Annotated in this window: 24 protein-coding genes and 2 pseudogenes; 18 read left to right on the top strand and 8 right to left on the bottom strand. The window is 30.0% G+C overall.

All coding sequences use genetic code 11. The features are described 5' to 3' along the window. Positions 1-10 precede the first annotated feature (10 nt). Together capA and BST83_RS05715 are read right to left on the bottom strand one after the other, a co-directional pair. Positions 11-1,005, bottom strand: a pseudogene (gene capA, locus BST83_RS05720) (cysteate synthase). 210 nt (positions 1,006-1,215) lie between these two features. Continuing rightward, positions 1,216-3,330, bottom strand: coding sequence for a S9 family peptidase (locus BST83_RS05715; protein WP_104808955.1), 2,115 nt, complete (start codon positions 3,328-3,330; stop codon positions 1,216-1,218). A 145-nt stretch (positions 3,331-3,475) separates the two neighbouring features. Between BST83_RS05715 and BST83_RS05710 the strand changes: the two genes are divergently transcribed. The 4 genes from BST83_RS05710 to BST83_RS05695 all read left to right on the top strand — a co-directional run bounded on the left by BST83_RS05710 (position 3,476) and on the right by BST83_RS05695 (position 7,557). Next, entirely contained in the window at positions 3,476-3,799 is a 324-nt protein-coding gene (locus BST83_RS05710; RefSeq protein WP_104808954.1) for a YbaB/EbfC family nucleoid-associated protein, read from the top strand. Positions 3,800-3,953: 154 nt separating this feature from the next. Continuing rightward, a complete protein-coding gene (locus BST83_RS05705; protein ID WP_104810804.1) occupies positions 3,954-4,229 on the top strand; it encodes a DUF2752 domain-containing protein in 276 nt (91 codons plus the stop codon). Positions 4,230-4,242: 13 nt separating this feature from the next. Beyond that, complete coding sequence (locus tag BST83_RS05700; RefSeq protein ID WP_104808953.1) at positions 4,243-4,575, top strand: CCC motif membrane protein; 333 nt, start codon at positions 4,243-4,245, stop codon at positions 4,573-4,575. Positions 4,576-5,046: 471 nt separating this feature from the next. Then, entirely contained in the window at positions 5,047-7,557 is a 2,511-nt protein-coding gene (locus BST83_RS05695) for an AsmA-like C-terminal region-containing protein (protein ID WP_205853558.1), read from the top strand. Positions 7,558-7,720: 163 nt separating this feature from the next. On the opposite strand, the gene BST83_RS05690 is transcribed toward BST83_RS05695, so the two are convergent. Then, the gene (locus BST83_RS05690; protein WP_104808951.1) at positions 7,721-8,164 is read right to left on the bottom strand and encodes a DUF5362 family protein; all 444 of its coding nucleotides are present in this window, start codon (positions 8,162-8,164) and stop codon (positions 7,721-7,723) included. 101 nt (positions 8,165-8,265) lie between these two features. Beyond that, entirely contained in the window at positions 8,266-9,546 is a 1,281-nt protein-coding gene (gene rocD / locus BST83_RS05685) for an ornithine--oxo-acid transaminase (RefSeq protein ID WP_104808950.1), read from the bottom strand. A gap of 275 nt (positions 9,547-9,821) precedes the next feature. On the opposite strand from rocD, the gene BST83_RS05680 reads away from it, so the two are divergent. Then, positions 9,822-10,202, top strand: coding sequence for a c-type cytochrome (locus BST83_RS05680; protein ID WP_170062746.1), 381 nt, complete (start codon positions 9,822-9,824; stop codon positions 10,200-10,202). 221 nt (positions 10,203-10,423) lie between these two features. After that, entirely contained in the window at positions 10,424-11,875 is a 1,452-nt protein-coding gene (gene rlmD / locus BST83_RS05675) for a 23S rRNA (uracil(1939)-C(5))-methyltransferase RlmD (RefSeq protein ID WP_104808948.1), read from the top strand. A 27-nt stretch (positions 11,876-11,902) separates the two neighbouring features. Here rlmD and BST83_RS05670 read toward each other — a convergent pair whose 3' ends face one another. The 3 genes from BST83_RS05670 to BST83_RS05660 form a co-directional block, all read right to left on the bottom strand. Continuing rightward, on the bottom strand, positions 11,903-12,364 hold the full coding sequence (locus tag BST83_RS05670) for a hypothetical protein (RefSeq protein ID WP_170062745.1): 462 nt from the start codon (positions 12,362-12,364) through the stop codon (positions 11,903-11,905). Continuing rightward, positions 12,361-13,725 carry a YHYH protein gene (locus tag BST83_RS05665; RefSeq protein WP_104808946.1) on the bottom strand — a complete coding sequence of 455 codons (1,365 nt, stop codon included), beginning with the start codon at positions 13,723-13,725 and terminating at the stop codon, positions 12,361-12,363. Before BST83_RS05665 ends, BST83_RS05670 begins: the two co-directional genes overlap by 4 nt. A gap of 173 nt (positions 13,726-13,898) precedes the next feature. Next, a complete protein-coding gene (locus BST83_RS05660) occupies positions 13,899-14,942 on the bottom strand; it encodes a sulfatase-like hydrolase/transferase (protein ID WP_104808945.1) in 1,044 nt (347 codons plus the stop codon). 255 nt (positions 14,943-15,197) lie between these two features. On the opposite strand from BST83_RS05660, the gene BST83_RS05655 reads away from it, so the two are divergent. The 10 genes and pseudogenes from BST83_RS05655 (at position 15,198) to BST83_RS19815 (ending at position 20,961) form a co-directional block, all read left to right on the top strand. After that, positions 15,198-15,485, top strand: a complete 288-nt coding sequence (locus BST83_RS05655; protein ID WP_104808944.1) for a 4a-hydroxytetrahydrobiopterin dehydratase — start codon at positions 15,198-15,200, stop codon at positions 15,483-15,485. A gap of 44 nt (positions 15,486-15,529) precedes the next feature. After that, a complete protein-coding gene (locus BST83_RS05650) occupies positions 15,530-15,985 on the top strand; it encodes a DUF6452 family protein (RefSeq protein ID WP_104810803.1) in 456 nt (151 codons plus the stop codon). Then, complete coding sequence (locus tag BST83_RS05645; RefSeq protein WP_104808943.1) at positions 15,966-16,670, top strand: DUF6048 family protein; 705 nt, start codon at positions 15,966-15,968, stop codon at positions 16,668-16,670. Before BST83_RS05650 ends, BST83_RS05645 begins: the two co-directional genes overlap by 20 nt. 60 nt (positions 16,671-16,730) lie before the next feature. Next, positions 16,731-17,677 (top strand): annotated as a pseudogene (locus tag BST83_RS05640) (isopenicillin N synthase family dioxygenase). A 74-nt stretch (positions 17,678-17,751) separates the two neighbouring features. After that, positions 17,752-18,075, top strand: coding sequence for a translation initiation factor (locus BST83_RS05635; protein WP_104808942.1), 324 nt, complete (start codon positions 17,752-17,754; stop codon positions 18,073-18,075). A 52-nt stretch (positions 18,076-18,127) separates the two neighbouring features. Then, complete coding sequence (locus BST83_RS21390; RefSeq protein ID WP_367889145.1) at positions 18,128-18,343, top strand: hypothetical protein; 216 nt, start codon at positions 18,128-18,130, stop codon at positions 18,341-18,343. 83 nt (positions 18,344-18,426) lie between these two features. Next, positions 18,427-19,071: a hypothetical protein gene (locus tag BST83_RS05630; RefSeq protein WP_367889144.1), complete on the top strand. Its 645-nt coding sequence runs from the start codon at positions 18,427-18,429 to the stop codon at positions 19,069-19,071. Next, the gene (locus BST83_RS05625) at positions 19,072-19,941 is read left to right on the top strand and encodes a nucleoside phosphorylase (protein ID WP_104808941.1); all 870 of its coding nucleotides are present in this window, start codon (positions 19,072-19,074) and stop codon (positions 19,939-19,941) included. It abuts the gene before it with no gap. A 3-nt stretch (positions 19,942-19,944) separates the two neighbouring features. Then, a complete protein-coding gene (locus BST83_RS05620; protein WP_104808940.1) occupies positions 19,945-20,805 on the top strand; it encodes a substrate-binding domain-containing protein in 861 nt (286 codons plus the stop codon). Between the two features lie 18 nt (positions 20,806-20,823). Then, positions 20,824-20,961, top strand: coding sequence for a hypothetical protein (locus BST83_RS19815; RefSeq protein ID WP_170062744.1), 138 nt, complete (start codon positions 20,824-20,826; stop codon positions 20,959-20,961). A 65-nt stretch (positions 20,962-21,026) separates the two neighbouring features. Here BST83_RS19815 and BST83_RS05615 read toward each other — a convergent pair whose 3' ends face one another. Next, a complete protein-coding gene (locus BST83_RS05615; protein ID WP_104808939.1) occupies positions 21,027-21,689 on the bottom strand; it encodes a uracil-DNA glycosylase in 663 nt (220 codons plus the stop codon). 37 nt (positions 21,690-21,726) lie between these two features. On the opposite strand from BST83_RS05615, the gene BST83_RS05610 reads away from it, so the two are divergent. Together BST83_RS05610 and BST83_RS05605 are read left to right on the top strand one after the other, a co-directional pair. Further along, a complete protein-coding gene (locus BST83_RS05610; protein WP_104808938.1) occupies positions 21,727-23,934 on the top strand; it encodes an endonuclease MutS2 in 2,208 nt (735 codons plus the stop codon). 139 nt (positions 23,935-24,073) lie between these two features. Beyond that, positions 24,074-24,418 (top strand): hypothetical protein, encoded by a 345-nt coding sequence (locus tag BST83_RS05605; RefSeq protein ID WP_104808937.1) that lies wholly within the window; start codon positions 24,074-24,076, stop codon positions 24,416-24,418. Positions 24,419-24,479 lie beyond the last annotated feature (61 nt).

Raw genomic sequence — 24,479 nt, 5'->3', positions numbered from 1 at the left:
TTTTAATATTTTACAGGAACCCTTGTTTTTTCATCCAAGAATCACTGTAGATTTTGTTCATATATCTAGACCCATGATCCGGGAAAATGAGCACAACAAAGCTATCATCATCAAACATGCCTAAAGTATTATATTGCCTGGTTGCCTGCAATACTGCTCCTGAAGTATATCCCGGAAAAATACCTTCCCTTCTTACAATTTCTCTTGATGCTAAAGCGGCTTCTTTATCAGTAACTTTTTCGTAAACATCTATAATATCGAAATCGGTAGCAGTCGGAATTAAATTCTTACCCAAACCTTCAATTTTATAAGGCTTTATTTCTTTAGGATCTAACTTGCCCGTTTCATGGTATTTTTTTAACACAGAACCAACAGCGTCTACACCTAGTATTTTAATATTCGGATTTTTTCTTTTAAATATTTACCTGTTCCAGAAATTGTACCACCAGTGCCACTTGCCACTACTAAATGTGTAATTTTACCTTCGGTTTGTTTCCAAATTTCTGGGCCAGTAGTTCTGTAATGTGCATCGCCATTTAACTCATTAAAATATTGGTTGATATACACCGATTTCTTAGTTTCTTTATGAATCCTTTTAGCAACTTCATAATAAGATCTTGGATCATCTGGAGCCACATTTGCAGGACAGATATGTACTTCTGCGCCCATTGATTTTAACATATCTATTTTATCTATAGACGATTTATCGCTCACTGCTAAAATACATTTATAGCCTTTTACAATACTAATCATTGCCAAACTAAAGCCTGTATTACCAGAAGTAGTTTCTACAATTGTAAATCCTTTTTTTAAAATTCCTTTTTTTTCTGCATCTTCAATAATATGCAATGCAATTCTATCTTTTGCAGAATGTCCGGGATTAAACGCTTCTAATTTCGCAAAGTAAGAGCCTTTTAAATCTTTAGTGATAGTGTGTAATTTAACGAGTGGTGTTTCGCCAACTAATTTTAAAATATTCTCGGTAATACCCATGTTTCTTGTCATCCTTACTTTTTAAAAAGTAAAACGTCATTACGAGTAATTTAGCTATTATTTAGAGCTAAAAGAAGTACTCTTCATTATAGCGCTTTTGCTTCATTACTTCCTGAAGCATATATTCTTAATTTAGTTCAGGAAGTTTAGCATCATCGCAATGATGTTTATTTTTCAATCGAGGGCAAAAATACGCATCCTTATTGAATTATAAAATTCATTTTAAGGCTTAATTGTTCCTCCTTCTAATTTATTTTCCAAAGCTAATAAAAAAGTGAACTCTTCAGCCGTTTCTTTTAAGGCCTCAAAACGTCCAGAAGCACCACCATGACCAGCTTCCATGTCTGTGTGTAAAAGCAATAAATTAGTATCTGTTTTTAACTCTCGAAGTTTCGCCACCCATTTGGCAGGTTCCCAATATTGTACTTGAGAATCGTGAAAACCTGTAATAATTAACATATTTGGGTATGCATGTGCCCCAACTTGGTCGTAAGGTGAATATGATTTTATATAATCATACGCTTCTTTGTTATTTGGGTTTCCCCATTCGTCATATTCTCCTGTTGTTAAAGGAATCGTGTCATCTAACATGGTAGAAACTACATCCACAAAAGGAACAGCAGCGATAATACCATTGTACAATTCTGGATTCATATTTACAACAGCACCCATTAATAAACCTCCTGCAGATCCCCCCATTGCGTATAAATGTTTTGCTGATGTATATTTATGCTCGATTAAGTATTTAGAACAATCTATAAAATCTGTAAACGTGTTTTTCTTTTTAAACATTTTACCATCTTCATACCATTCTCTGCCTAAGTATTGACTTCCTCTAATATGCGCCAAAGCAAATACAAAACCTCTGTCTAATAAACTTAAACGCGTGGTAGAAAAACTATCGGATACTGTATGCCCATAAGAACCATAGGCATATTGTAATAAAGGAGAGTTTTCATTTAGGGTTGTATCTTTATGATATACTAAAGAAATAGCGACTTTCTTACCATCTCTTGCAGTAACCCAAACCCGTTCGCTTAAATAATTTTCTTTTTTAAACTTTCCGCCAAGAACCTCTTGTTCTTTTTTAACATCATTTGTTCTATCTTTCATGTTAAAATCGATGACAGAACTTGGTGTTGTAAAAGAATTATACGAATATCTTATAATATCTGTATCGAATTCGGGATTTCCAAAAACACCAGCAGCATAGGTTTCTTCATTAAAATGCAAATAATAATCTTCTTTTTTATCCCAACGTTTAATACGAATTTTATTCAAGCCATTTGTGCGTTCTTCTAAAACTAAATAGTCTTTAAAAATCGAAAAATCTTCTAGCAAGGTTTCTTGTCTGTGCGGAATTACATCTACCCAGTTTTCCTTCGTTGGTTTAGAAATTGGCGTTTTCATCAATTTAAAATTGGTGGCGCCGTCTTTATTGGTTAATATGTAAAAATGCTCTTTGTATTGAGAAATATCATATTCCAACTCTTTTTCTCGGGCTTGTATCAATTTAAATGTACCTGTTGGATTATTGGCATCTAAAAATTGTGATTCTGAAGAAAGTGTACTAGAAGAGCCAATAATTATATACTCGTCCGATTTTGTTTTGGTTACGTATGTGCTAAAAGTAGGGTCTTTTTCATGAAAAATTTCTACATCCTCAGAAGCAGGCGTTCCTAAAACATGTCTAAATACGGTTGAACTTCTTAATGTCTCTGGATTTTTCTTGGTATAAAAAATAGTTTTATTATCATTTGCCCAAACAGAACCACCATTTGTATTATCAATAATATCTTTATAAACCTTTCCTGTTTCTAAGTTTTTAATGCGCAAAAAATACTGTCTTCTACTAACGGTATCTGTTGCATACACCGCCATTTTGTTATCCGGAGAAACATTTAAACCGCCTAATTGAAAATATTCGTAGTCTTTTGCTTCAATATTTACATCAAACAAAATTTCTTCTTTTGCCTCTAAAGTTCCTTTTTTTCTGCTGTAAATAGGATATTGACTCCCAATTTCATAGCGTGAAATATAAAAATAACCATTGTCTTTATAAGGTACCGAAGAATCATCTTCTTTAATTCTACCTTTCATTTCTTGAAACAACTCTTCCTGAAACTTCTTGGTATAAGCTGTTACTTTATCAAAATAGACATTTTCTGCTTCTAAATAATCAACAACTTTTTTAGTTTGTTCATCTTTTACAATGGCATTCTTTTGAATATCAGTTAAACGCATCCAAAAGTAATTGTCAATTCTTACATCTCCATGCTTTTCTAGTTTTGTTAGCTGTTTGTCAGCTATAGGATAATTAGCATCTGTACTCTTCATATCTTTTGTATCATTTTTACAAGCGGTTGCAAAAATAAGGCTAATTATTATTGTGAGTATACATATCTTTCTCAATTTTTATTGTTTTAATTCTACTAATAATTTACTAATTTTACCGTATAGTTAAATACTAAAAATAAAAAATATGTTTGGAGACTTATCAGGAATGATGAATAAATTAAAAGAAGCACAACAGAAGGTTGAAGAAACAAAAACACGTTTAAATTCGGTTTTAGTGGATGAAAGTTCTGCGGATAAAAAAATTAAAGTGACGTTAACCGCGAATAGAGAAATAAAAGCCATTTCTATTGATGAATCGCTACTAACTGATAAAGAAGAATTGGAAGATTATTTAATCCTGACTTTAAATAAAGCGATCGAAAAAGCCTCTAAAATTAATGACAACGAAATGGCGATTGCTGCAAAAAGTGGCATGCCAAACATACCAGGAATGGATATGTTTAATTAAGTGAAACGCTTTTGTTTCTATTAGGTTTTACATATAAAATTAGTTCTTAATAAAATTCCGATGAAAAATAGGAATTATTTGAACTAACAGCGTGCAAAGCACTTTGAAATTAACATAACTAAAGCATTTAAAAATTTTGAATTTAGAAGATTACATGTTGCCTTGTTTAAACAAAAAACTTTTTGGGTTAGATTGTTTGGGTTGTGGTTTTCAAAGGTCTTTATTACATGTTATAAAAGGTGATTTTGTAGCTGCTTTTAATATATACCCCGCAATTTATACCTTAGTTTTAATGGCTATTTTTTTTATACTAAATTTAAAGTTCAAGTTTAAAAGCGGTAAAAAAATTATTATTATTTTCGCAATTATTAATGTTTTGATAATAATTACCAGCTATTTTATCAAAATGAAACCTATATTTACAACTTAAATAAAAAATTAAAATGGAAAAACAAACATTACCAAATGCAACCATCTCTTTAGTATTAGGAATTTTCTCTTTAGTAACCTGCATCTGTTATGGTGTTTTAGGCTTGCCTTTGGGTATTGCCGCTTTTGTGTTGGGAAACAAAGCTTTAAAAGTATATGAAGAAAACCCTGAAAATTATACAAGCTCAAAAAATGCAAGTGCTGGTAAAATATTAGGAATCATAGGTATTATTTTAAACCTACTTTTTATACTTGTAATTATTTGGGCAATCTCAAAAATTGGATGGGAAAACTTACAAGATCCTGAGGTTATGCAACAAAGAATGAATGAGTTAATGGGGCAATAAACGTTAGAAATCAAGATAAAACTTAAATGCAATTCAGTAAAGAATTGCATTTTTTTTGTTTTAATACTATATATTTACTTAAAATAAAGAAGGTTTATTCCCTGTAAATGATAACTTTATATTCACAAAATTGCTTTAACTATGATGTCTTCAATCGAAAAAGAAAATAAATAATAAGTGTAATTTAATCATATTAAAACGAATACGAATCAGCAATACAAACAAAGTAACTTTTTAAAATGGCTGCTTTTTCATCATTTAAAGACAACAATTTAACGAAAATTAAATACTTGTTTATCAGATAATAAATATCTTTGTACTGCTTATCATTCACAACAAAAAAATGAATAAAAAAGAAAAAAACAGAGAAGTTTAATATTCAAAATTGTTAAATGGTTTAGCATAACTTTCCTCGTAATTTTAATTGCATTTACTAGCATTCCGTTTTTATTTAAAGATAAAATTATAGAAATGATTTCTTCTTCCATAAACAAAAACATAAATGCAACCGTAACTTTTAAAGAAACCAACTTAAGTTTTTTTAAGAATTTTCCTTTAGCGAGTTTAACAGTAAAGGATGTTATTTTAGCTAACAAAGCGCCTTTTATTGGTGATACCTTATTTAGCACTAAGGAGTTAAGCATGAGCATGAAAATTACTGAACTCTTTAAAAAACCAGAAGAAGCAATTGAACTAAAAAGTTTTTCTTCTAAAAACGGAAAAATAAACATCATCTTTAATAAAGACGATCTTGGAAATTATGATATTGCTCTAAAAAAAGAAACTGCAAATGCAGATGAAACTGCTTTTTTTTCTTTAAATATTCAAGACTATCAATTCGAAAACATGCGTTTTATGTATTTGGATAGAAGTTCTAATATGAAAATGAAATTAGATAGTATTTATCATTATGGAAAAGGAAATTTCGGCCAAGAAATTTTAAATTTAGACACAAAAACTACCGCAAAACTTTCTTTTGATTATGAAAATACCAATTATTTTAACAATGTAGACGTCTCTTTAAATGCCATTTTAGGAATGGATTTAAAAAATAACAAATTCACTTTTAAAGAAAACAAAGGCTTTATAAATCAATTGCCATTAGAATTTAGTGGTTTTGTTCAATTAGTTAATGAAACTCAGGTTTATGATATTAACTTTAAAACGCCGACTTCCGATTTTAAAAACTTGTTAGCGCTTTTACCAAAGCAATATTCAGGTGATTTAAAAGCGATTAAAACAGCAGGTAATTTCGATGTAAACGGCGTTATAAAAGGGGTTTTATCTGACGATAGAATTCCTTCTTTTGATATTTCTTTTGTATCAAAAAATGCCATGTTTAAGTATGATAATTTACCAAAATCTGTACAAAATATTCATATTGATTCAAGAATTATAAATAAAACAGGTGATGTAAAAGATACCTACGTAAATTTAAATCAGTTAACTTTTACAATAGATAAAGATGTTTTTGCTGCAAATGGTACAATTGCAGCTATTACAACAAATGCAAAAATAAACCTTGCGGTAAAAGGGGCTATTAATTTAGCAAATATTGGTAAAGTATATCCTGTGCAAATTCAGCAAGAATTAGCAGGAATTTTAAATGCTGATATTGCCACCAATTTTGACATGAATTCTGTTGAAAAAGGAAACTATCAAAACATAAAAAATGCAGGTCAATTAAAAGTAACCGATTTTAAGTACGATGGCAAAGATGTTGTAAAACCTTTTTACATCAAAAAAACAGCCATCACCTTTAATACAAACACCATTACATTAAATGAATTTGATGCGAAAACAGGAGATTCAGATATTTCTATTACAGGCAACCTAGAGAACTTTTACGGTTTTATATTTAAAGATCAAGAGTTAAAAGGAAACTTCAATTTGAATTCAAACACTTTTAAAGTATCCGATTTTGTAGCTGCAGATGAAACGACTGATAAAAAAGAGGATGTAAATGCTATTAAGATTCCTGCTTTTTTAGATTGTAAATTCAATGCTACCGCGAATACAGTGGTTTATGATAACATCAACTTAAAAAACGTTTCGGGTACTATTTATATCAAAGACGAAACCGTAAAACTTCAAAATTTAAAAACAGATATTTTTGGCGGAAATATTAGTTTTACGGGTAAAGTTTCTACAAAAGGCGATACTTCTAGTTTTAGTATGGATTTGAATTTAAAAGAATTAGATATCGCAGCGTCTTTTGAAACTTTAGATATGTTAAAAGCCATCGCGCCTATTGCCAAAACAATTGATGGTAAAATAAATTCTACCATCAATGTTGCTGGAAATTTAAATGATGATTTTACGCCAAATTTAAAAACGATTACAGGTAATTTATTAGGGCAATTGTTAAATACAAAAATAAATGCTAGCAACTCTAAAGCTTTAAGTTTACTTGGAGATAAAGTAGCGTTTTTAGATGTTAATAAAATAAATTTAGATAAAATAACGGGGTATTTCGCTTTCGAAAAAGGTGTTGTAACTGTAAAACCTATTCCTTTAAAATACCAAGATATAGGTATTTTAATTGGTGGAAAACACGGTTTTGATAATACCATAAATTATGATATTAAATTTGATGTTCCTGTAAAATATCTAGGAACTGAGGTTACCGACTTAATTGCAAAATTATCACCAAAAGACGCTGAAAAGATTACAACTATTCCTGTAAAAGCAAATTTAAATGGAAGTTTTAGCAGTCCTAGTTTTTCAACAAATATAAAAGATGCTACTTCTAGCTTTATTAAAAACGTAGTAGAACAACAAAAGCAACGTTTAATCAATACTGGTAAGGACAAACTGATTAATTTAATTGGCGGCGATACTAAAAAAGATTCTACAAACTCCAAAGACAAGTTAATCAATTTAATCACTGGTGATAAAAAAGATTCAACAAAAACAACGAAAGAAGACAAGGTAAAAGATGCGATAAAAGGTTTGTTTAAAAAGAAAAAGGATAATAAATAAGTTGGATAAAAAAAATGAGCTACTTAAAAAGTCATTATAACTCTAATTATTAGATTGAGCTTGTCCAAAGCGATAGTATTTATCTGTATTTAAAAGATTTCGACAAGCTCAATATGGTATTTCTTTAACCTTTCTTAACAGTTTTTATTATGACGCTTATTTATTACAAAAAAGCACCACTTATCATAGAAACGACAATTAGCATCACATACAAAGACATGGTTATAATTGTAAAAACACCAATAAATTTATAATGAGATTTTAAAACTTGAAATGAATCTGCTAAAGTTTCATCATTCTTTGTAGCCAATGCTTTCTTCATTTTGGTAGAAAATTGCATTAAATAATACACCGGAAAAAAGTAGAGTACCGCCAATAATAAGTACAAAATTGTCATTGCCATACCTAGATCAAAAGGAACGAGTTTTGCTTGCGGAATTGCACTAAAAATGACGCTAGAAAAAATAGCTAGAATTACTAAAAAGCCTATTCCTACAAAACCAATAATTGATAAAAAAAACGCCCATTTTGCGGTTTCTTTTAAAAAGGATTTTGCCTTAGAGTTTAAGGTTAATTGCTCTAATTGTGTAATCGGATTTCCTATCATAGTCAATTTTATTAATATATTTTTCAAAAATAAACAAAAAAATAGCCAGGAGCTTGTAAAGTACAAGTTTCTGGCTAAAATAATTTAGATACCACTAAATTTTATTTCTTAAATTCAGTAATCGTTTTCTTAATAATGGCAACACACTCTCTTAATTGCGCTTCTGTCATCACCAAAGGTGGCGCAAAACGAATAATATTTCCATGTGTTGGTTTTGCTAACAAACCATTGTCTCTTAGTTTCATGCAGATATCCCAAGCGGTAGAACTATCTTCAGTATCATTTATTAAAATTGCATTTAACAAACCTTTACCTCTAACGGATTTCACCAAGGTATTCGTTTCTGCAAAAGCAGCTAATTCCTTTCTAAAAATGATTCCTAATTGGTATGCGTTTTCAGCTAAATTTTCTTCTCTAACAACCTCTAAAGCAGCCATTGCAACAGCGGCGGCAATTGGGTTTCCGCCAAATGTAGAACCATGATTTCCCGGTTTAATAACATTCATAACAGCATCATTTGCCAGTACAGCAGAAACTGGATAAGCGCCACCACTTAAAGCTTTTCCAAGAATTAAAATATCTGGTTTTACTTCTGGTGTTCCTGAACAATTTTTATCCTCACAAGCACAATTCCCGCAAGTTGCTAATAAACGCCCTGTTCTTGCAATCCCTGTTTGCACTTCATCAGCAATAAATAATACATTGTATTCTTGGCACATTTTTTTCGCTTCCGCTAAATAATTTTCAGAAGGAACATAAACACCTGCTTCACCTTGAATTGGTTCTACTAAAAAACCCGCAATATTATTGCTATTCTCCAAAGCTTCCTGCAAAGCTTGTAAATTATCATATTCAATTTTTATAAATCCTTTTGTATACGGACCAAAATTTTTCTTGGCAATTGGATCATTCGAAAACGAAATAATAGTAGTTGTTCGTCCATGAAAATTATTTTCACAAACAATAATTTCTGCTTTATTTTCTGGAATTCCTTTTACCTCATATCCCCATTTTCTGCATAATTTCAAAGCAGTTTCCACAGCCTCAGCTCCAGTATTCATTGGTAAAATTTTATCAAAACCAAAGTATTCCGCAGCAAATTTCTCGTATTTTCCAAGCATATCATTATGAAATGCTCTTGAAGTTAACGACAACGTTTTTGCTTGATGCGTCATTGCATCCACAATTTTAGGATGACAATGCCCTTGATTTACAGCAGAATATGCTGATAAAAAATCATAATATTTCTTTCCTTCAACATCCCAAACATGCACGCCTTCTCCTCTACTCAAAACCACAGGAAGTGGATGATAGTTGTGCGCACCATATTTGTTCTCTAATTCGATTGCTTCTTGCGAAGTAAGTTTGTCTAAAACAGCCATTTTATATAATTTAAAGTTTAATGTTTTTAGCTTTACCTAAAAACAATATTTAAAAACACAACTTATGCCTTCAAAAAATTAATAATTAAACTCGCTAAGCGAGTAAAATAACCATTCCTGTTCTACCTTTATCCTTTCAGTAAAAACTGAAAATTCAGCGTGGGAAAGAAATCATCCCCGGATATCTGCAAATTACTAAATAATAATCTCATATTATCATGATTAAAAAAAAATATTCTTTAATTTTGTTAATCTTCCTTAAATTAACAATAATTATGAGAAAAATCATATTTTGTTTTGCTTTTATTACTTCTGTTTCTTTTTTAATATTCAGTTTTGCAGAAAAAAAAGACACTTTAACTAAAGTTTCACAAACTCCTTCAATTGAAAAAGGGAAAAAACTTTTTAAGAAAAATGCATGTACCGCTTGTCATCAAGAACAAATAAAAATTGTTGGGCCCACTGTAAAAGATATTGCTGCGAAATACAAAGCTGAAAAAGGGAATTTAATAACTTTTTTTCAAGGGAAAAGTAAGCCAATTGTTGACAAAGATGCTGGTCAAATAGCAATTATGAATGCAAGTTTAGGTATTACAAAACGTATGAAAGCAGAAGATTTAAAAGCAATTTCAAATTATATAATGAGTATTAAATAATACTCATCTAAAAAATTAAGAGTTTATTTTTTATTGATAATTAATTATAGTTCAAAGGCGAATAAAAGCGATAAAGGTCAACTTATTTTTTTATAGAAGGTATTATTTTGCATTTAAAAGATCTCAATGATTTTAAAATCATTGAGATCTTTTAAATTTCCTAAAAACAATAAACCTCTCCTTTTCTTTTCCTAATTTTGCAATCCATTAAACAATAAAGAATGCCACGTAGAGAACGAAATAATTTTGTAAAGAAAAATCAAATTTTAGATTTAAGAATTGAAGATTACGCTTTTGGTGGCAAGGGAATTGCCAGAATAAAATCTGAAGACGGTAGTTTTGTTGTTTTTGTTCCGAATACCTTACCAGGACAATTGGTGAAAGCTCAGATTCAAAAATCTAGCAAGAAATATGCAGAAGCCAAACTAATTGATGTTTTAGAAGCGTCAGAAAATGAAGTAGAAGTTCCGTTTCAAGACATTCCTGGCGCACCTTACATTCAATTACCGATAGAATTACAACATCAGTATAAAAAAGAAAGCACTTTATCTTTATTTAAAAGAATAGGGAAAGTTGAAAATATCGAAGATTTATTTGACGAATTAATCGCTTCTCCAAACGTATTTCATTATCGAAATAAAATGGAATATGGTTTTTCTGCTATTGGTTATGACAGAATTAATAAAACCGATAAAGACGAATTTACGCTAGGTTTTAAAAGACGTGGCGTTTGGTGGATGGGAGATAATTTAGAAAAAGACTCTGGTTTGTTTGATAAACAAATGGAAGACAATCTTATAAAAATTAGAAAATACTGCATTGAAACAGGATTAGAACCTTGGCACGGACCACAAAAAACAGGTTTTTTTAGGTATTTTGTGGTTAGAAAATCTTTTAAAACGAATGAATTATTATTCAATTTAGTGACCACATCGCCTGAATTACCAAATTTTGATTTACAAAAATTTGCAAACTTTTTGATTGAATTATTTGGAGAAAGAGTTGCTGGATTGTTGCACACTATTAACGACGAAACTGGCGATAGAACAATTGCAACTAGTGGAAGCATTGATTTAATTTACGGAAAAGATAAAATTGTAGAAGAATTGCTAGGATTAAATTTTGAAATCAGCATGAAAAGCTTTTTTCAAACAAATCCTAAATGTGCAGAAAAACTGTATGCTAAAGTAGTTGAATATGTTTTAGAGGATAAAACAAAAGTAGACAATACGGTTGTAATGGATTTATTTTGCGGAACAGGAACTATTGGTCAAATAGTTGCTTCTAGGAGTGAAAACGCAAAAATAGTTGGGGTAGATATTGTTGCGTCAGCAATTAAAGATGCACAAAAAAATGCCAAAAGAAACAATATTGAAGGTTTAGAGTTTTATGCTGCGGATGTTGGTAAATTCTTAACTGCGCATCCTGAATTTGAAAACAAGATAAAAACCATTATTTTAGATCCTGCCAGAGCAGGAATTGCGCCAAAAACATTGCAAAAAATCATCAATTTAAATGCAGACAGAATGGTGTATGTTTCGTGCAATCCTGCAACGCAAGCAAGAGATACAGAGTTGTTAGCAGAAGCTGGTTATCAACTTAAAAAAATAAGTTTGGTAGATCAATTTCCTCATACTTCTCATATTGAGACTGTTGTTTTGTTTGAAAAATAAAAGGAAAGATAAGAGGAGAAATAAAGCTTAATTATAATCAACCTTTATTTCTCTTCTTTCTTTATGCAATCTATAATCTTTAAAAGTATTGTTAATGTCTAACTTAACAATATTAGAATGAGATTTAACATTCAATAAAAATTCATTTTTAATTGTAAATGATTTTATATTTTCTCTATATTTAGATAAATAACATATCACTTTTGTATGATGTTTAACAGATTTTATTTCTAAAACTTGAGGTATTAATTTTTTACCATCAAACTCCCAACTAGTTGTTTTATGTAAATAATTACTAAAATCTTCTTTAGAAACATGTAAGCTTTTAGACTCCCCAAACTTAATAAAGTTTTCTTCATCAAAATCAATTTCAAGCATCAATACATGCCCTCTTTTTATAACATTAAAAGTAGCTGAAATAGATTCATGGAAATTATTTGTGTTACATATATTTAGTAATGCAAAACATGTAAATATTAAAATCCTCATTTTACAATAATTTTAATTGTTCCCAATAATTTTCCTTCTCTTGTAATACTCAATACATATACCCCTGCATCAGTTATGTTATTTATTTCCAAAACTCCAGTACCTGTTTTTTCAAGAACGAGTTGTCCTATTATCGAAAATAATTGAACTTGATATTTTTCTAAACTAGTAGATATTACAGAAAAATTACCATCATTAGGGTTTGAATTTATATAATAACCCAAATCTTTCAATTCTAAATCTTGTGTACTTAATGTCGCTCCACAACTTTCATCAAAACTGGTTAAAGGGTTATCTGTAGCCAAAGGATTAATATTTGGATTGGAATCATCACAATCATAACTGCTTACAAAACCATCTCCATCTGCATCTAGTTCATTTAAAGCTTGTGCACTGCCTATAAAACTATCATTAAAAGTACCTTTCATGCATCTAGATATTTGAGGGAAATCTTGAGTAACAACATAATAATATTCAAAAGTTTCTTCTCCTTGAGCCGTATTTAAAGTTACAGAAGCTTCAATACCATTGCATTCGTCCAAATCTCCTTTACCTGCTAGATAGCCAAAATCGGCTATATATTTTCCAGAATAAGGGCCACAAGGAGCGCTAATTCCATCTCCAGGTCTTAAACCACTTTTTAATTGAAAACTTGGAAACATTTCTTTTATATTGCCTTCTTTATCAGGCCCAAAACGATACAAAATTGGGAAACCGTCTGATGCCCAACCTACTTGTAAAATTTCTGTAGGTGGCGAGTTAAGTGTAGAAATACCTGATTGCAATTCTTCTACATATGCAAACATATTTCCATGATAATGATAGCCTGAGTTTGGGTTTACATGAGCAGATGCACAATCTAAATTCACAAAACCCATTCCTTCACCAATATTAGTTGTTGGTTCAAAAACCCAATCCCAATTATACTCTCCAGTATTTTTATCTTCAAAAATAAAAGGAGTAGCAGGTGCTGGCATCATATATACACCATTTAAAGAAATTCCAAACAAGTTCAAAGGTCTTCCATTGGTTCTTGTTAAAGATGTAGTTTGTTCTGATAATTGTGGCTTTAAATCAAATTTATAGACTTTATAATAGGGTTCTACAGTTCTATCTTCTACAAAACAAAAGTTATGATTTGGATAATTATTAGAGTACACAACTCTTTCATTTCCTTCTACAAATTCGTAGTAAACACTTGGATGTGAAGCAGTTTCACAACATGCAGAATTAGCATAACTTAAAACATCAACATCGTTACAATTATTATTACAATCATCAATAATAGCTTCATTACCATTTTTTATTCCATCACTGCAAGACCAATCATTTCTAATTATTTGAGCCTCTTCCTGTAACATGTTTTTTATAGTTTCTTGTTCTTCAGTTAAGTTTCCAATTAAATTAGCTTCTTCTTTTATGTCTGCTATAATATTATAAAACTCCTGATTTCCATTTTCATTTTCTATTAACTTATAAGTATCGTTTCTAGTAGCCCAAAATTCTACATCATCGTTTTCGTAATCTGTATAATTTATTTTTTTGATATTTGGTTTTCAAATGATAATGCCGGTTTTAGACTTAAACTATTTTCTGTTCCTCCCAATAATTGCACTCCGGCCAATTCTAAAATTGTAGCATGTAAATCTGTTGCTTGAACTAGACTTGCTTCTACTGCATTTACTCTTTGAACAGATTTACCTGTAATTATTAATGGCACACGAATTCCACCTTCATACATAGATGCTTTTACATGTCCAGTTGGCCAATAATTATTTGCCATTCCTGGTGTACCATTGTCTCCTATAAAAATAATTACTGTATTTTCTAATGTTTCAGTATCCATACTTTTTAAGAGTCTATCTATTTCATAATCTAAATTCTCTATCATAGCTAAATAGGTATTTCTAGTATTCGTTGGTGATGTTGTGTACGTTCCACTTGGTGGAATTTGAAAAGGAGCATGAGGTGCTACATGAGCTAACCATAAAAACCAAGGTTTTGTTTGATTGTCTATCCACGATATTGCGCTGTTTGTTAAATGAGTTGTTGCGTATTCAGTTATTTGTTCTTCATTTCCATCAGAATTTACTTTTGTCCAATCATAATAATTATCTACTTGGCTAGTAAAAACACCTTCATAGTAAGGTACACCAGAATCTTTTGGATGACTATAATTATTAGCATCATTGCCTCCAATATGCCATTTACCAATAAGACCCATGCTATAATCTGTTATACTTTGCTCTTTTATTTTAGTAAATAATGACGTGTGGCTAGTATCTAGGATTAAAGGAGGTCTCATAACTCCTGTTTTAATACCGTATTTACCACTAATTATTGCAGCACGCGTTGGCGAACATTGAGGAGCTGACCAACAGTTAGTAAAAGAAAGTCCTTTTTTTCTAAAGGAATCTAATGTTGGCGTAATAGGTAAATCGCTATTTATTCCAAAACCAGGAGTTGAATCAATCCCCAAATCATCTGCCATTATTAACAATATATTTGGTGATTGTTGTTGACTAAAACATGTGGCTTTAAAGAAAAATAGTAATAGAATTGTTTTTAAAATTCTCATTTAAATTTATTATTATTTGTTGAAATATATTTAAGCCAACTAACGTTTAGTTAGATATTTAAAAGATTAGACCTAATATTATGATAATAGTTTAATTATAAGCATATTTATTTTTTAATTCCTAAAGGTTTTAGAATAATTTTCTAATTATAATAAACAAGAAACAGGAAATAATTTTGTAATCATTTAATTATATTTGTAATATATTTAAAAACTTATTTAATAGTTAAATATTAATTTGTTAAAAATTTGATGATGAAAAAACTTACAGAATTCGAAATAGAATTAAGATTAGAGTCTTTACAAGATTGGGAATATTATGATGATGCTTTGCACACAGATTTAGAATTTGGCAACTTTAAAGATTGTATGTCTGCGATGAACAGAATTGCTTTTGAATGTGAGGCGTTAAATCATCATCCAGAATGGACAAATGTGTATAATACATTAGATATTACGCTAAAAACACATGATGCTCAAGGTGTTACAGAATTAGATTTTGCATTGGCAGAAGCTATTAATAAAATTGTAGAAGTTGAATAAATTAATTGAGAGACTTTAATAATTTCATTACTAAATCTAAGAAATTGAAAAAAACAGCATTACTTTTTACGCTATTTGTTATCATACTTACTGCTTGCGAAAAAGATGATTTTTGTGTTAAAAACCCTATTACCCCCAATTTGGTTTTACGTTTTTATGACACAAATAATAGAGAAACTTTAAAAAGTGTGAGCTCTTTTTATGTTTGGGCAGAAGGCAAGGACACTATTTTTAATAATGTAAGCATAGACTCTCTATACATTCCGTTAAATAGTTTGGCGAATGAAACTATTTATAATTTTTCTACGGGAAACGTTGTAAATCAGTTTACTATAAAATATATCCCAAAAGAAGAATATGTTTCTCGCTCTTGCGGATTTAGAGTACTCTTTAATGAAGTAACTTTTGAATCTAGCAATACTTGGATTTCAGAATTTACGCCAGAAACATTAACATCCATAGACAATCAAAATTCAGCACATGTACAAATATTTCACTAGCATTTTCTTCTTTTTTGTTTGTGTTGAAGCATTTTCTCAAGTGAACGAAACTCCAATTAAAGAAACAACGAAAGACACGATTATTTATAAATCATCTTACGGAATTCGTTTAGGAGCAGATATTAGCAAACCAGTATTAGCTGCCATTAGCAATTCTTTCAGTGGCTTTGAAATTGTTGGAGATTACAGAATTTCTAAACGATTTTATGTTGCTGCAGAACTAGGATATGAGGAACAAACTAATCAAGAAGATTATACAAACTCAACAGCAAAAGGAAGTTACGCAAGACTTGGTTTTAACTACAATGCTTATGAAAATTGGTTAGATATGAATAACGAAATTTTTGTAGGTTATCGCTATGGTTTTAGTCTTTTTGATCAGACTTTAAATAGTTATACACCCAATGTAAATAGCACTTATTTTCCTGCAAATTCTATAAATACTCCGGTCGCTGCATCGAGTTTAAATGCGCATTGGTCTGAGTTTTTATTCGGATTAAAGGTAGAAACTTTTAAAAATTTATTTTTAGGTGCAAGTGTTTCTTACAAAGTATTAATGAGTACCAAAGAACCGGAAAATTTTAAGACTTTATATGCTCCTGGTTTTAATAGAATCTTTGAGAGTAGCACAGGTTTTGGGTTTAACTATACCGTTAGTTACTTAATTCCTTTTAAGAAAAAATAGAAATCAGCCTTTTGTTGCTTATTTTTTAGTAAATTTATCCCTCTTTTTAAACTATATATTATGAATAAAATACCTAGTGTAAATTTAGCTGACTTTTTATCTGGAGATCAAACAAGGAAACAAAAGTTTATAGATGAAATTGGTCATGCATACGAAAATATAGGTTTTGTGGCTTTAAGAGGCCATTTTTTAGATACTGAATTAGTAGAGAGTCTATACTCAGAGATTAAAAACTTTTTTGATTTACCCACAGAAATAAAAGAAAAATATGAAATCCCTGGGATTGGGGGCAAAGAGGATATGTTTCTTTTGGAAAAGAATCTGCAAAAGGAAAAAAAGAAGGCGATTTAAAAGAGTTTTGGCATTTTGGTCAATATGTTGACAAAGATTCTAAATATGCGCAAGAATATCCTGTAAATGTTTCCGTAGAAGAACTACCAAAATTTAACGAAGTTGGTAAAGAAACCTACAAAATGTTAGAGAAAACAGCTAAATATGTACTGCGTTCATTGGCTTTACATTTAGGTTTAGAAGAACCGTATTTTGATAATTACATTAAAAACGGAAATAGTATTCTACGACCTATTCATTATCCACCAATAAAAACAGAACCGAAAGGTGCGGAAAGAGCAGCTGCTCATGGAGATATTAATTTAATTACTTTGTTAATGGGTGCGCAAGGAAAAGGATTGCAAGTTCAAAATCATAAAGGAGATTGGATTGATGCAGTTGCAGAACCCGATGAATTAATGATAAATGTGGGGGATATGCTTTCTAGACATAGCAATAACAAACTAAAATCTACGATTCATAGAGTTACAAATCCACCAAAAGAAATGTGGGGAACATCTAGATATTCAATTCCGTTTTTTATGCATCCAATTTCTGATATGAAACTAGATGTTTTAGAAAATTGTATCGATGAAAATAATCCAAAACAATTTGATGATATTACATCTGGTGAGTTTTTAGATGAACGTTTACGTGAATTAGGATTGAAAAAATAAGTAGTCAGTTTGCAGTGGTAGTTTGCAGTAATAAGCTGACTGGTATCTGCTTCTGAAAACTGTAAACTAAAAAAATGAATTTCAAAGATCAACTAAAAAACTTATTTCCAGAACATAAGGAGTCTATTGAGCCTGCTGTTGAAAAATCAACTATTTGGTTGCAAGAAGAGCCTATAATTTGTAAGTACGAAAAGCGTAAAGGAAAACCAATTACTGTTTTAGAGGGCTACACTGGAGCGACAGAAGATTTTAAAATGCTGGCAAAAGAAATAAAAACGAAGCTTTCCGTTGGGGGTAGCTTTAAAGAAGATAAAATTATAATTCAAGGTGATTATAGAGATAAAATAATGACAATGCTAAAAGAAAAAGGTTTTAATGTAAAAAGAGTTGGCGGCTAGTTAATTCTAATTGAATATAATAAAACAATTTTATAAACGTTTTGTAAAAATTATGGGGGCATCAATATTACATATTACCAATGGGGATATTACTACAAATTATCTCAAAAAATTAAATTATTCCGGAAGCTTTATTACTTGGAGAGAAATGCTTTCTGAAGGGAAAACTACTTCAGATATTGGGAGCGAAACTTTCTGGAAAAATAGGTTTGAATTTTTAAAATCGTCCTATAATATCAGTAAAAAAAATTTATCGATTATACATTAAAAGAGTATAGAAACCTTTGCAAACATAAAGACCAAGATGAAATTGTTTTGTGGTTTGAAAACGATTTATATTGTCAAATTAACATGCTTGCTGTAATTAGTTGGTTAAAACGTTATAGACATGGGTATCAAATTACCTTGGTTTGTAGTGGCAAAATAAAAGGTTCAACTAAAATGCTTGGGCTATCTCAATTAAAGGAAGAGGAAGTTCATAAACATTTTACAAACAGAGTTACACTAAAACAAGATGATATTGAGTACGCAGATTATATTTGGCAATTGTATTGTTCAGATTCTCCTTTGCGTTTAGAAAGTGTGTATAAGTTCAATCCAATGTCGCCATTTCAATACTTGGCAACTGCGATAGAAGCACATTTACAACGTTTTCCATCCATTGAAAATGGATTAAATAAAATTGAAAACACGATTTTAGAAACCGCTCAAAATCATAATTTTAAATCCAAAAAAGAATTGGTTCAACAACTTATAAATGATGAAAAAGTGTATGGTTTTGGAGATTTGCAGTACGAATATAATATCAATACCATTAGTAAATTATTTTCTTCTTTTGATCCTGTAAAGACTTCTGATAAAGGAAAACAAGTTTTAGAAAATCAATTAAATTTTTATGGTCAAATAAGAAATGATATTTCCTATCTTGGAGGCTCAAAAAAATACAGTTTTTTATATCAAAATGAAACTAAAAAACTACTACAAATTACATCTTAAATGAGCATTAAACAATCTGAATTAATCTTAAATCCTGATGGAAGTATTTATCATCTAAATTTAAAACCAGAAAATATTGCTACAAATATTATTTTTGTTGGTGATCAAGATCGAGTTGATAAAATTTCTAAGTATTTTGATTCTATTGAATTCACCACTCAAAAACGTGAATTTAAAACCACCACTGGTACTTTAAAAAACAAACGATTTTCTGTAATTTCTACAGGAATTGGTCCTGATAACATCGATATTGTTTTAAATGAATTAGATGCATTAGTGAATATTGATTTAGAAACTAGAAAGCCAAAGGAGAAACTTACAAAACTAAATATTGTTAGAATTGGTACTTCGGGTTCTTTGCAAAAAGATATTCCTATCGATTCGATTGTCTTAAGTTCTCATGCTTTGGATTTAAATGGGTTGCTTCACTCCTATCAAGTGGATAAAATTTCGCATCCAGAAATTGAAAATGCATTTATAAAGCATACAAATTGGAGCAGTAAAAAATCACATCCTTTGGTTATTTCAAACTCTAAAGAGTTAGCTGTAAAACTAGCATCCGAAAAAATACATCAAGGAATTACGGCAACTGCTGGCGGATTTTATGGTCCTCAAGGAAGAGTTTTAAGATTAGCTTTGCAAGATGACGATTTAAATCATAAAATTGATAGCTTTCATTTTAACGGAAATAGGATAACTAATTTAGAGATGGAAACATCTGCCATTTATGGTTTGTCTAAATTATTAGGACACAATGCCATTTCTATGAATGCCATCATTGCAAACAGAGCGGATGGTTCTTTTAGTGAAAATCCGGGTAAAATTGTATCCGATTTAATCAAATATACACTTGAAAAATTAGTTGAGTAAAAAATGACCACCCTAAAAGTTGGTGGTGTTCCAGAACATTTTAATTACCCCTGGTACATCACTCTAAAAAATAAAGAGTACAATAAGCACGATATTAATTTACGTTGGCAAGATTTTCCTGGTGGAACTGGGCAAATGTGCAAGGCTTTAAGAAAGGGTGAAGTTGATATTGCTATTGTTTTAACAGAAGGAATTATTAAAGATATTGCAGAAGGAAATCCTTCTAAAATCATTCAAACGTATGTAAACTCTCCTTTAATTTGGGGAATTCATGTCTCTACAAATTCTACCTTTAAAAATATAAAAAACTTAGAAAACACCACAATTGCCATTAGTCGATTTGGTTCAGGATCTCATTTAATGGCAATTGTAAATGCAAATAACCAAAATTGGGATGTTAAAAAATTAAAATTTAAAGTTGTTGGTGATTTACAGGGCGCAATAGATGCGCTCTCAAATGGTGAGGCTGATTATTTTATGTGGGAACATTTTACGACAAAACCTTTAGTTGATAATGGTACTTTTAGAAGAATTGAAGACTGCCTTACACCTTGGCCATGTTTTGTGGTTGCCGTTAGAAACGAGGTTTTAGAAAATAATTTTGAGGAAGTTAAAAAAGTTTTAGACATTATAAATAGCGAATCTAAAGGCTTTAAAAATATTGATAACATTGATAAAATCTTGGCCAAAAGATATAAACAACAGATAGATGACATTCAAAAATGGCTAAAAATCACTGAATGGAATCATGGAAAACCAATTACCAAAAATTTAATTACCCGCATTCAAAATAAAATGGTAAAGTTCAACGTTATTGAAGAGAAGAAAAACTCAGGTAGTTTCATAAAAAACATGTACATTTAAATCGTAAAAAAAGAATCAATGAAAAAAGCACTATTTATTGTAGTTTGTATTTTAGGAATTAGTTGTTTTTCATCGTGTAGAAGCACAAGTTCTTCTTGTGGTTTAGCAGACAATGCAACAAATGAAACAACATTACTGCAAATAGATTTATTATAAATTTAATTGTTTCTTAGTGTCAAATTCAATGAACCCTCTTTTTAGCAGATTTTTTATTTTGGTCATTACCATTCAATCGGCTTCGCTCCTATTTCTTTTAAGAATGTATTCGTTTTTGAAAAATGTTTACTTCCAAACCAACCTCTCCAAGCTCCTAAAGGCGATGGATGCATAGCTAGAAAAACTTTATGCTTGTTTGTATTGATTAATTTTATTTTACTTTCTGCAAATTTTCCCCAAAGTAAGAAAACAACATTTTCTTTTTGATCAGAAATTTCATTAATTATCGCATCTGTAAATGTTTCCCATCCTTTTTTCTGATGGCTTCCAGCTTCGTGTGCTCTTACCGTTAATGTTGCATTTAGCAATAAAACTCCTTGTTTTGCCCATTTTTCTAGATTTCCAGTTTGCGGAATTTCTTGATTTAAATCTGTAGAAATTTCTTTAAAAATATTTTTTAAAGAAGGTGGATATTTTATTTCATCCTTCACAGAAAAACACAAACCATTTGCTTGGTTCTCGTCGTGATAGGGATCTTGACCAATAATAACAACCTTTAAATCATCAAAAGAACAAAAATCAAAAGCAGCGAATATGTCTTCTTCTTTTGGATAACACTTATGCTTCTCGTATTCTAATTTCACAAAACTTGTGAGTTCTTTGAAATAAGCCTTTTTAAACTCATTTTTTAAAATATTTTTCCAACAATCAGCTATTTTTAGGTTCATAGTTTATTATTTTTGCATTTAAATCAAAGATACTATTTTGAGTAAAAACATATCAGACAAAACATTACAAGATTTAGAATTTTCAACGGTTTTACAACACGTTTCACAATTTTGTTTAACGGGTCTGGGCAAAGAAAAAGTTTTAGAGATCAAACCAATTCATAATAAAAAGGAGTTAATTAAGGAACTCTTTTTAGTTGATGAATATTTAACTTCTTTTACAAGCGAAAATAGAATTCCGAATCATAATTTTGATAATATTATAGAAAGTGTAAAACGGTTGGCTATAGAAAATAGTTTTATAGAAACCGAAGCTTTTTTAAAGATAGCAACAACCTCAATCACGGTAAACGAACTAATTAAGTTTTTTAAAAAGTTTCAAATTCAATTTCCAACTTTTTATAAACTTTCTAGTCAAATTGAGTTTACCACTTATATTGATGACGAAATCAAGAAAATAATTGATATTTCTGGTGAAGTAAAAAACAATGCATCATCCGTATTAAAACAGGTTCGAAAAGATATCAATAATGTTCGCGGAAAAATTGGTGCAAGTTTTACAAGTGCCTTATCTAAATCAATTTCTGCAGGATATTTAGATGATATAAAAGAAACGGTTGTTGATAATCAAAGAGTTTTAGCCGTTTCTGCGATGCATAGAAGAAAAGTTGCTGGTAGTTTATTAGGTGCTTCTAAGTCTGGAAATATCGTTTATATTGCTCCGCAAGCTACACTTTCATACAGTAGAGAATATCAGAATTTAATATATGAAGAAAAGCAGGAAATTGTAAAGATCTTGCGTGCTTTATCAAACACGATACGTCCTTTTGTATTCTTATTAAAAGAGTATATAGACTTTTTAATTCATACAGATGCCATTGGAGCAAAAGGAAAATATGCACAAGAGATGAATGCTATTTTACCAAAAATATCTAAAGAAAAAAAGATATTTTTCAAAAATGCGTATCATCCCATTTTATGGAAAAAAAATAAAAATCAAAATTTACACACCGTTGCACAAACTATTGAACTTAATGAAAAACAGCAAATTATTGTTATTTCTGGTCCTAATGCTGGTGGAAAAAGTATTACCTTAAAAACGATCGGTTTACTGCAAATTATGTTTCAAAGTGGACTTTTAATTCCTGTAGATGAACGAAGCGAAACCTATATTTTTGATGCTATTTTAACGGATATTGGCGATAATCAATCTATTGAAAATCAATTAAGTACATATAGTTATCGTTTAAAAAATATGCGTAATTTTTTACGCATATGTAATGAAAACACCTTGTTTTTAATTGATGAATTTGGAACAGGTTCTGATCCTGATTTAGGAGGTGCTTTAGCAGAAATTTTCTTGGAAGAGTTTTATGAGAAAAAAGCATTCGGAATTATAACGACTCACTACTCAAACTTAAAAGTTTTAGCAAACGAATTAGAAAATGTAACCAATGCTAATATGCAATTTGATGAGCGTTCTTTAGAACCGCTGTACCGATTGTTTGTTGGGCAAGCGGGTAGTTCCTTTACTTTTGAAGTGGCGCAGAAAAACGGAATTCCCTTTAGTATCATCAACAAAGCAAAAAAACGAGTAGAAACTGAAAAAATACGTTTAGACAAAACAATTTCGAACCTACAAAAAGAGCGAAATAGACTTCAAAAAAATTCTGAAAGCTTAGAAAGTCAAAAAAGAAAAGGCCAAGAACACCTAAACAATTTGCAAGAAAAAGAAGAACGTATTCAAGATAAATTATCTGGTTTTCAAGAATTATATGATAAAAATCAAAAAATGCTTTCTTTAGGTAGAAAGACAAATGAGTTATTAAATAAATACTTTCAAACTAATAATAAGAAGGAATTAACTACCAATTTCAATAAGTGGGTAAGTGATGAAAAAGTAAAACATTTAAAGAAAACGCCAGAAATACCTACTACAAAATCTCAAAAACAACAAGCTAAAATTGTAGAGAAACAACTGCAACAAGTAATCCAAAAAGTAGAAAAAGAAGTTTTAGATAAAGTTGTTGAAGTTAGGCAAGAGAAAAAAGAGGAAGCTGCTAAAATTGCCAAGGAGAAATCTGAATACAACTATCAAATAAATGATAAAGTTAGGATTATAGACTCTAATTCGGTTGGTACAATTGATAAAATAGACAAGAAAAGCGTAACCATTAATTACGGTTTCTTTACTACAAAAACGTCTGTTAATAAATTGGAGTTGGTTGAAAAAGCTAAAAAATAACTTACTATTTTTATCACTTTAATAAAATTTCTTAATTTTAGTTAAATACTGTTAAGATTGTATTAAAATGCCTTTTATCTGAAACCTTTTTTAAACTTAGGCGTCTTTCTCATATATACATTTAAATAAAATACTTATTATGAGAAACTTAAAAACGATTGTCACAATTTTAGCTATTAGTTTAGTAACAACATTTTCAACCACTGCATCCGAAAAAGAGCCCTCAAAAATTGCTCAAAAACTTAGAACAGAAATTGTTTCTATGTTGGGGAGTGAAATTACTTTAGAGTTAAAAACATCCGCTACTGCAGAGATTTCATTTATGATAAATAATGAGAATGAGATAGTAATTATTTCTATTGATTCTAAAATTGATGAACTAAAATATATTATAAAAAGTAAATTAAACTACAAAAAAGTAACAGTAAAAGGAATTGAAAAAGAAGAAATTTATATCATCCCTTTAAGAATAAATAACAAATAATTTTACAACGGTTGGTTAGTTGTGGCCCAATATTAGTTTAAAAACTATGTTGGGCTTTTTT

Origin of the sequence: Polaribacter filamentus (assembly GCF_002943715.1) — a bacterium.
GTDB classification, from domain to species: domain Bacteria; phylum Bacteroidota; class Bacteroidia; order Flavobacteriales; family Flavobacteriaceae; genus Polaribacter; species Polaribacter filamentus.
Note: the sequence above shows the minus strand (reverse complement) of the source record. Positions and strands in the feature narration are given on the sequence as shown.

What these genes read in the sequence shown, in the direction of transcription:
- BST83_RS05710 (WP_104808954.1), top strand. Translation starts at nt 3,476, where the DNA reads ATGTTTGGAGACTTATCAGGAATGATGAATAAATTAAAAGAAGCACAA.
- BST83_RS05605 (WP_104808937.1), top strand. Translation starts at nt 24,074, where the DNA reads ATGAGAAACTTAAAAACGATTGTCACAATTTTAGCTATTAGTTTAGTA.
- BST83_RS05715 (WP_104808955.1), bottom strand. Translation starts at nt 3,330, where the DNA reads ATGAAGAGTACAGATGCTAATTATCCTATAGCTGACAAACAGCTAACA.
- BST83_RS05665 (WP_104808946.1), bottom strand. Translation starts at nt 13,725, where the DNA reads ATGTTACAGGAAGAGGCTCAAATAATTAGAAATGATTGGTCTTGCAGT.
- BST83_RS05700 (WP_104808953.1), top strand. Translation starts at nt 4,243, where the DNA reads ATGGAAAAACAAACATTACCAAATGCAACCATCTCTTTAGTATTAGGA.
- BST83_RS05620 (WP_104808940.1), top strand. Translation starts at nt 19,945, where the DNA reads ATGACCACCCTAAAAGTTGGTGGTGTTCCAGAACATTTTAATTACCCC.
- BST83_RS05655 (WP_104808944.1), top strand. Translation starts at nt 15,198, where the DNA reads ATGAAAAAACTTACAGAATTCGAAATAGAATTAAGATTAGAGTCTTTA.
- BST83_RS05705 (WP_104810804.1), top strand. Translation starts at nt 3,954, where the DNA reads ATGTTGCCTTGTTTAAACAAAAAACTTTTTGGGTTAGATTGTTTGGGT.
- BST83_RS05680 (WP_170062746.1), top strand. Translation starts at nt 9,822, where the DNA reads ATGAGAAAAATCATATTTTGTTTTGCTTTTATTACTTCTGTTTCTTTT.
- rocD (WP_104808950.1), bottom strand. Translation starts at nt 9,546, where the DNA reads ATGGCTGTTTTAGACAAACTTACTTCGCAAGAAGCAATCGAATTAGAG.
- BST83_RS19815 (WP_170062744.1), top strand. Translation starts at nt 20,824, where the DNA reads ATGAAAAAAGCACTATTTATTGTAGTTTGTATTTTAGGAATTAGTTGT.
- BST83_RS05625 (WP_104808941.1), top strand. Translation starts at nt 19,072, where the DNA reads ATGAGCATTAAACAATCTGAATTAATCTTAAATCCTGATGGAAGTATT.
- BST83_RS05635 (WP_104808942.1), top strand. Translation starts at nt 17,752, where the DNA reads ATGAATTTCAAAGATCAACTAAAAAACTTATTTCCAGAACATAAGGAG.
- BST83_RS05690 (WP_104808951.1), bottom strand. Translation starts at nt 8,164, where the DNA reads ATGATAGGAAATCCGATTACACAATTAGAGCAATTAACCTTAAACTCT.
- BST83_RS05615 (WP_104808939.1), bottom strand. Translation starts at nt 21,689, where the DNA reads ATGAACCTAAAAATAGCTGATTGTTGGAAAAATATTTTAAAAAATGAG.
- BST83_RS05670 (WP_170062745.1), bottom strand. Translation starts at nt 12,364, where the DNA reads ATGAGGATTTTAATATTTACATGTTTTGCATTACTAAATATATGTAAC.
- BST83_RS21390 (WP_367889145.1), top strand. Translation starts at nt 18,128, where the DNA reads ATGGGGGCATCAATATTACATATTACCAATGGGGATATTACTACAAAT.
- rlmD (WP_104808948.1), top strand. Translation starts at nt 10,424, where the DNA reads ATGCCACGTAGAGAACGAAATAATTTTGTAAAGAAAAATCAAATTTTA.
- BST83_RS05630 (WP_367889144.1), top strand. Translation starts at nt 18,427, where the DNA reads ATGCTTGCTGTAATTAGTTGGTTAAAACGTTATAGACATGGGTATCAA.
- BST83_RS05645 (WP_104808943.1), top strand. Translation starts at nt 15,966, where the DNA reads ATGTACAAATATTTCACTAGCATTTTCTTCTTTTTTGTTTGTGTTGAA.
- BST83_RS05660 (WP_104808945.1), bottom strand. Translation starts at nt 14,942, where the DNA reads ATGAGAATTTTAAAAACAATTCTATTACTATTTTTCTTTAAAGCCACA.
- BST83_RS05695 (WP_205853558.1), top strand. Translation starts at nt 5,047, where the DNA reads ATGATTTCTTCTTCCATAAACAAAAACATAAATGCAACCGTAACTTTT.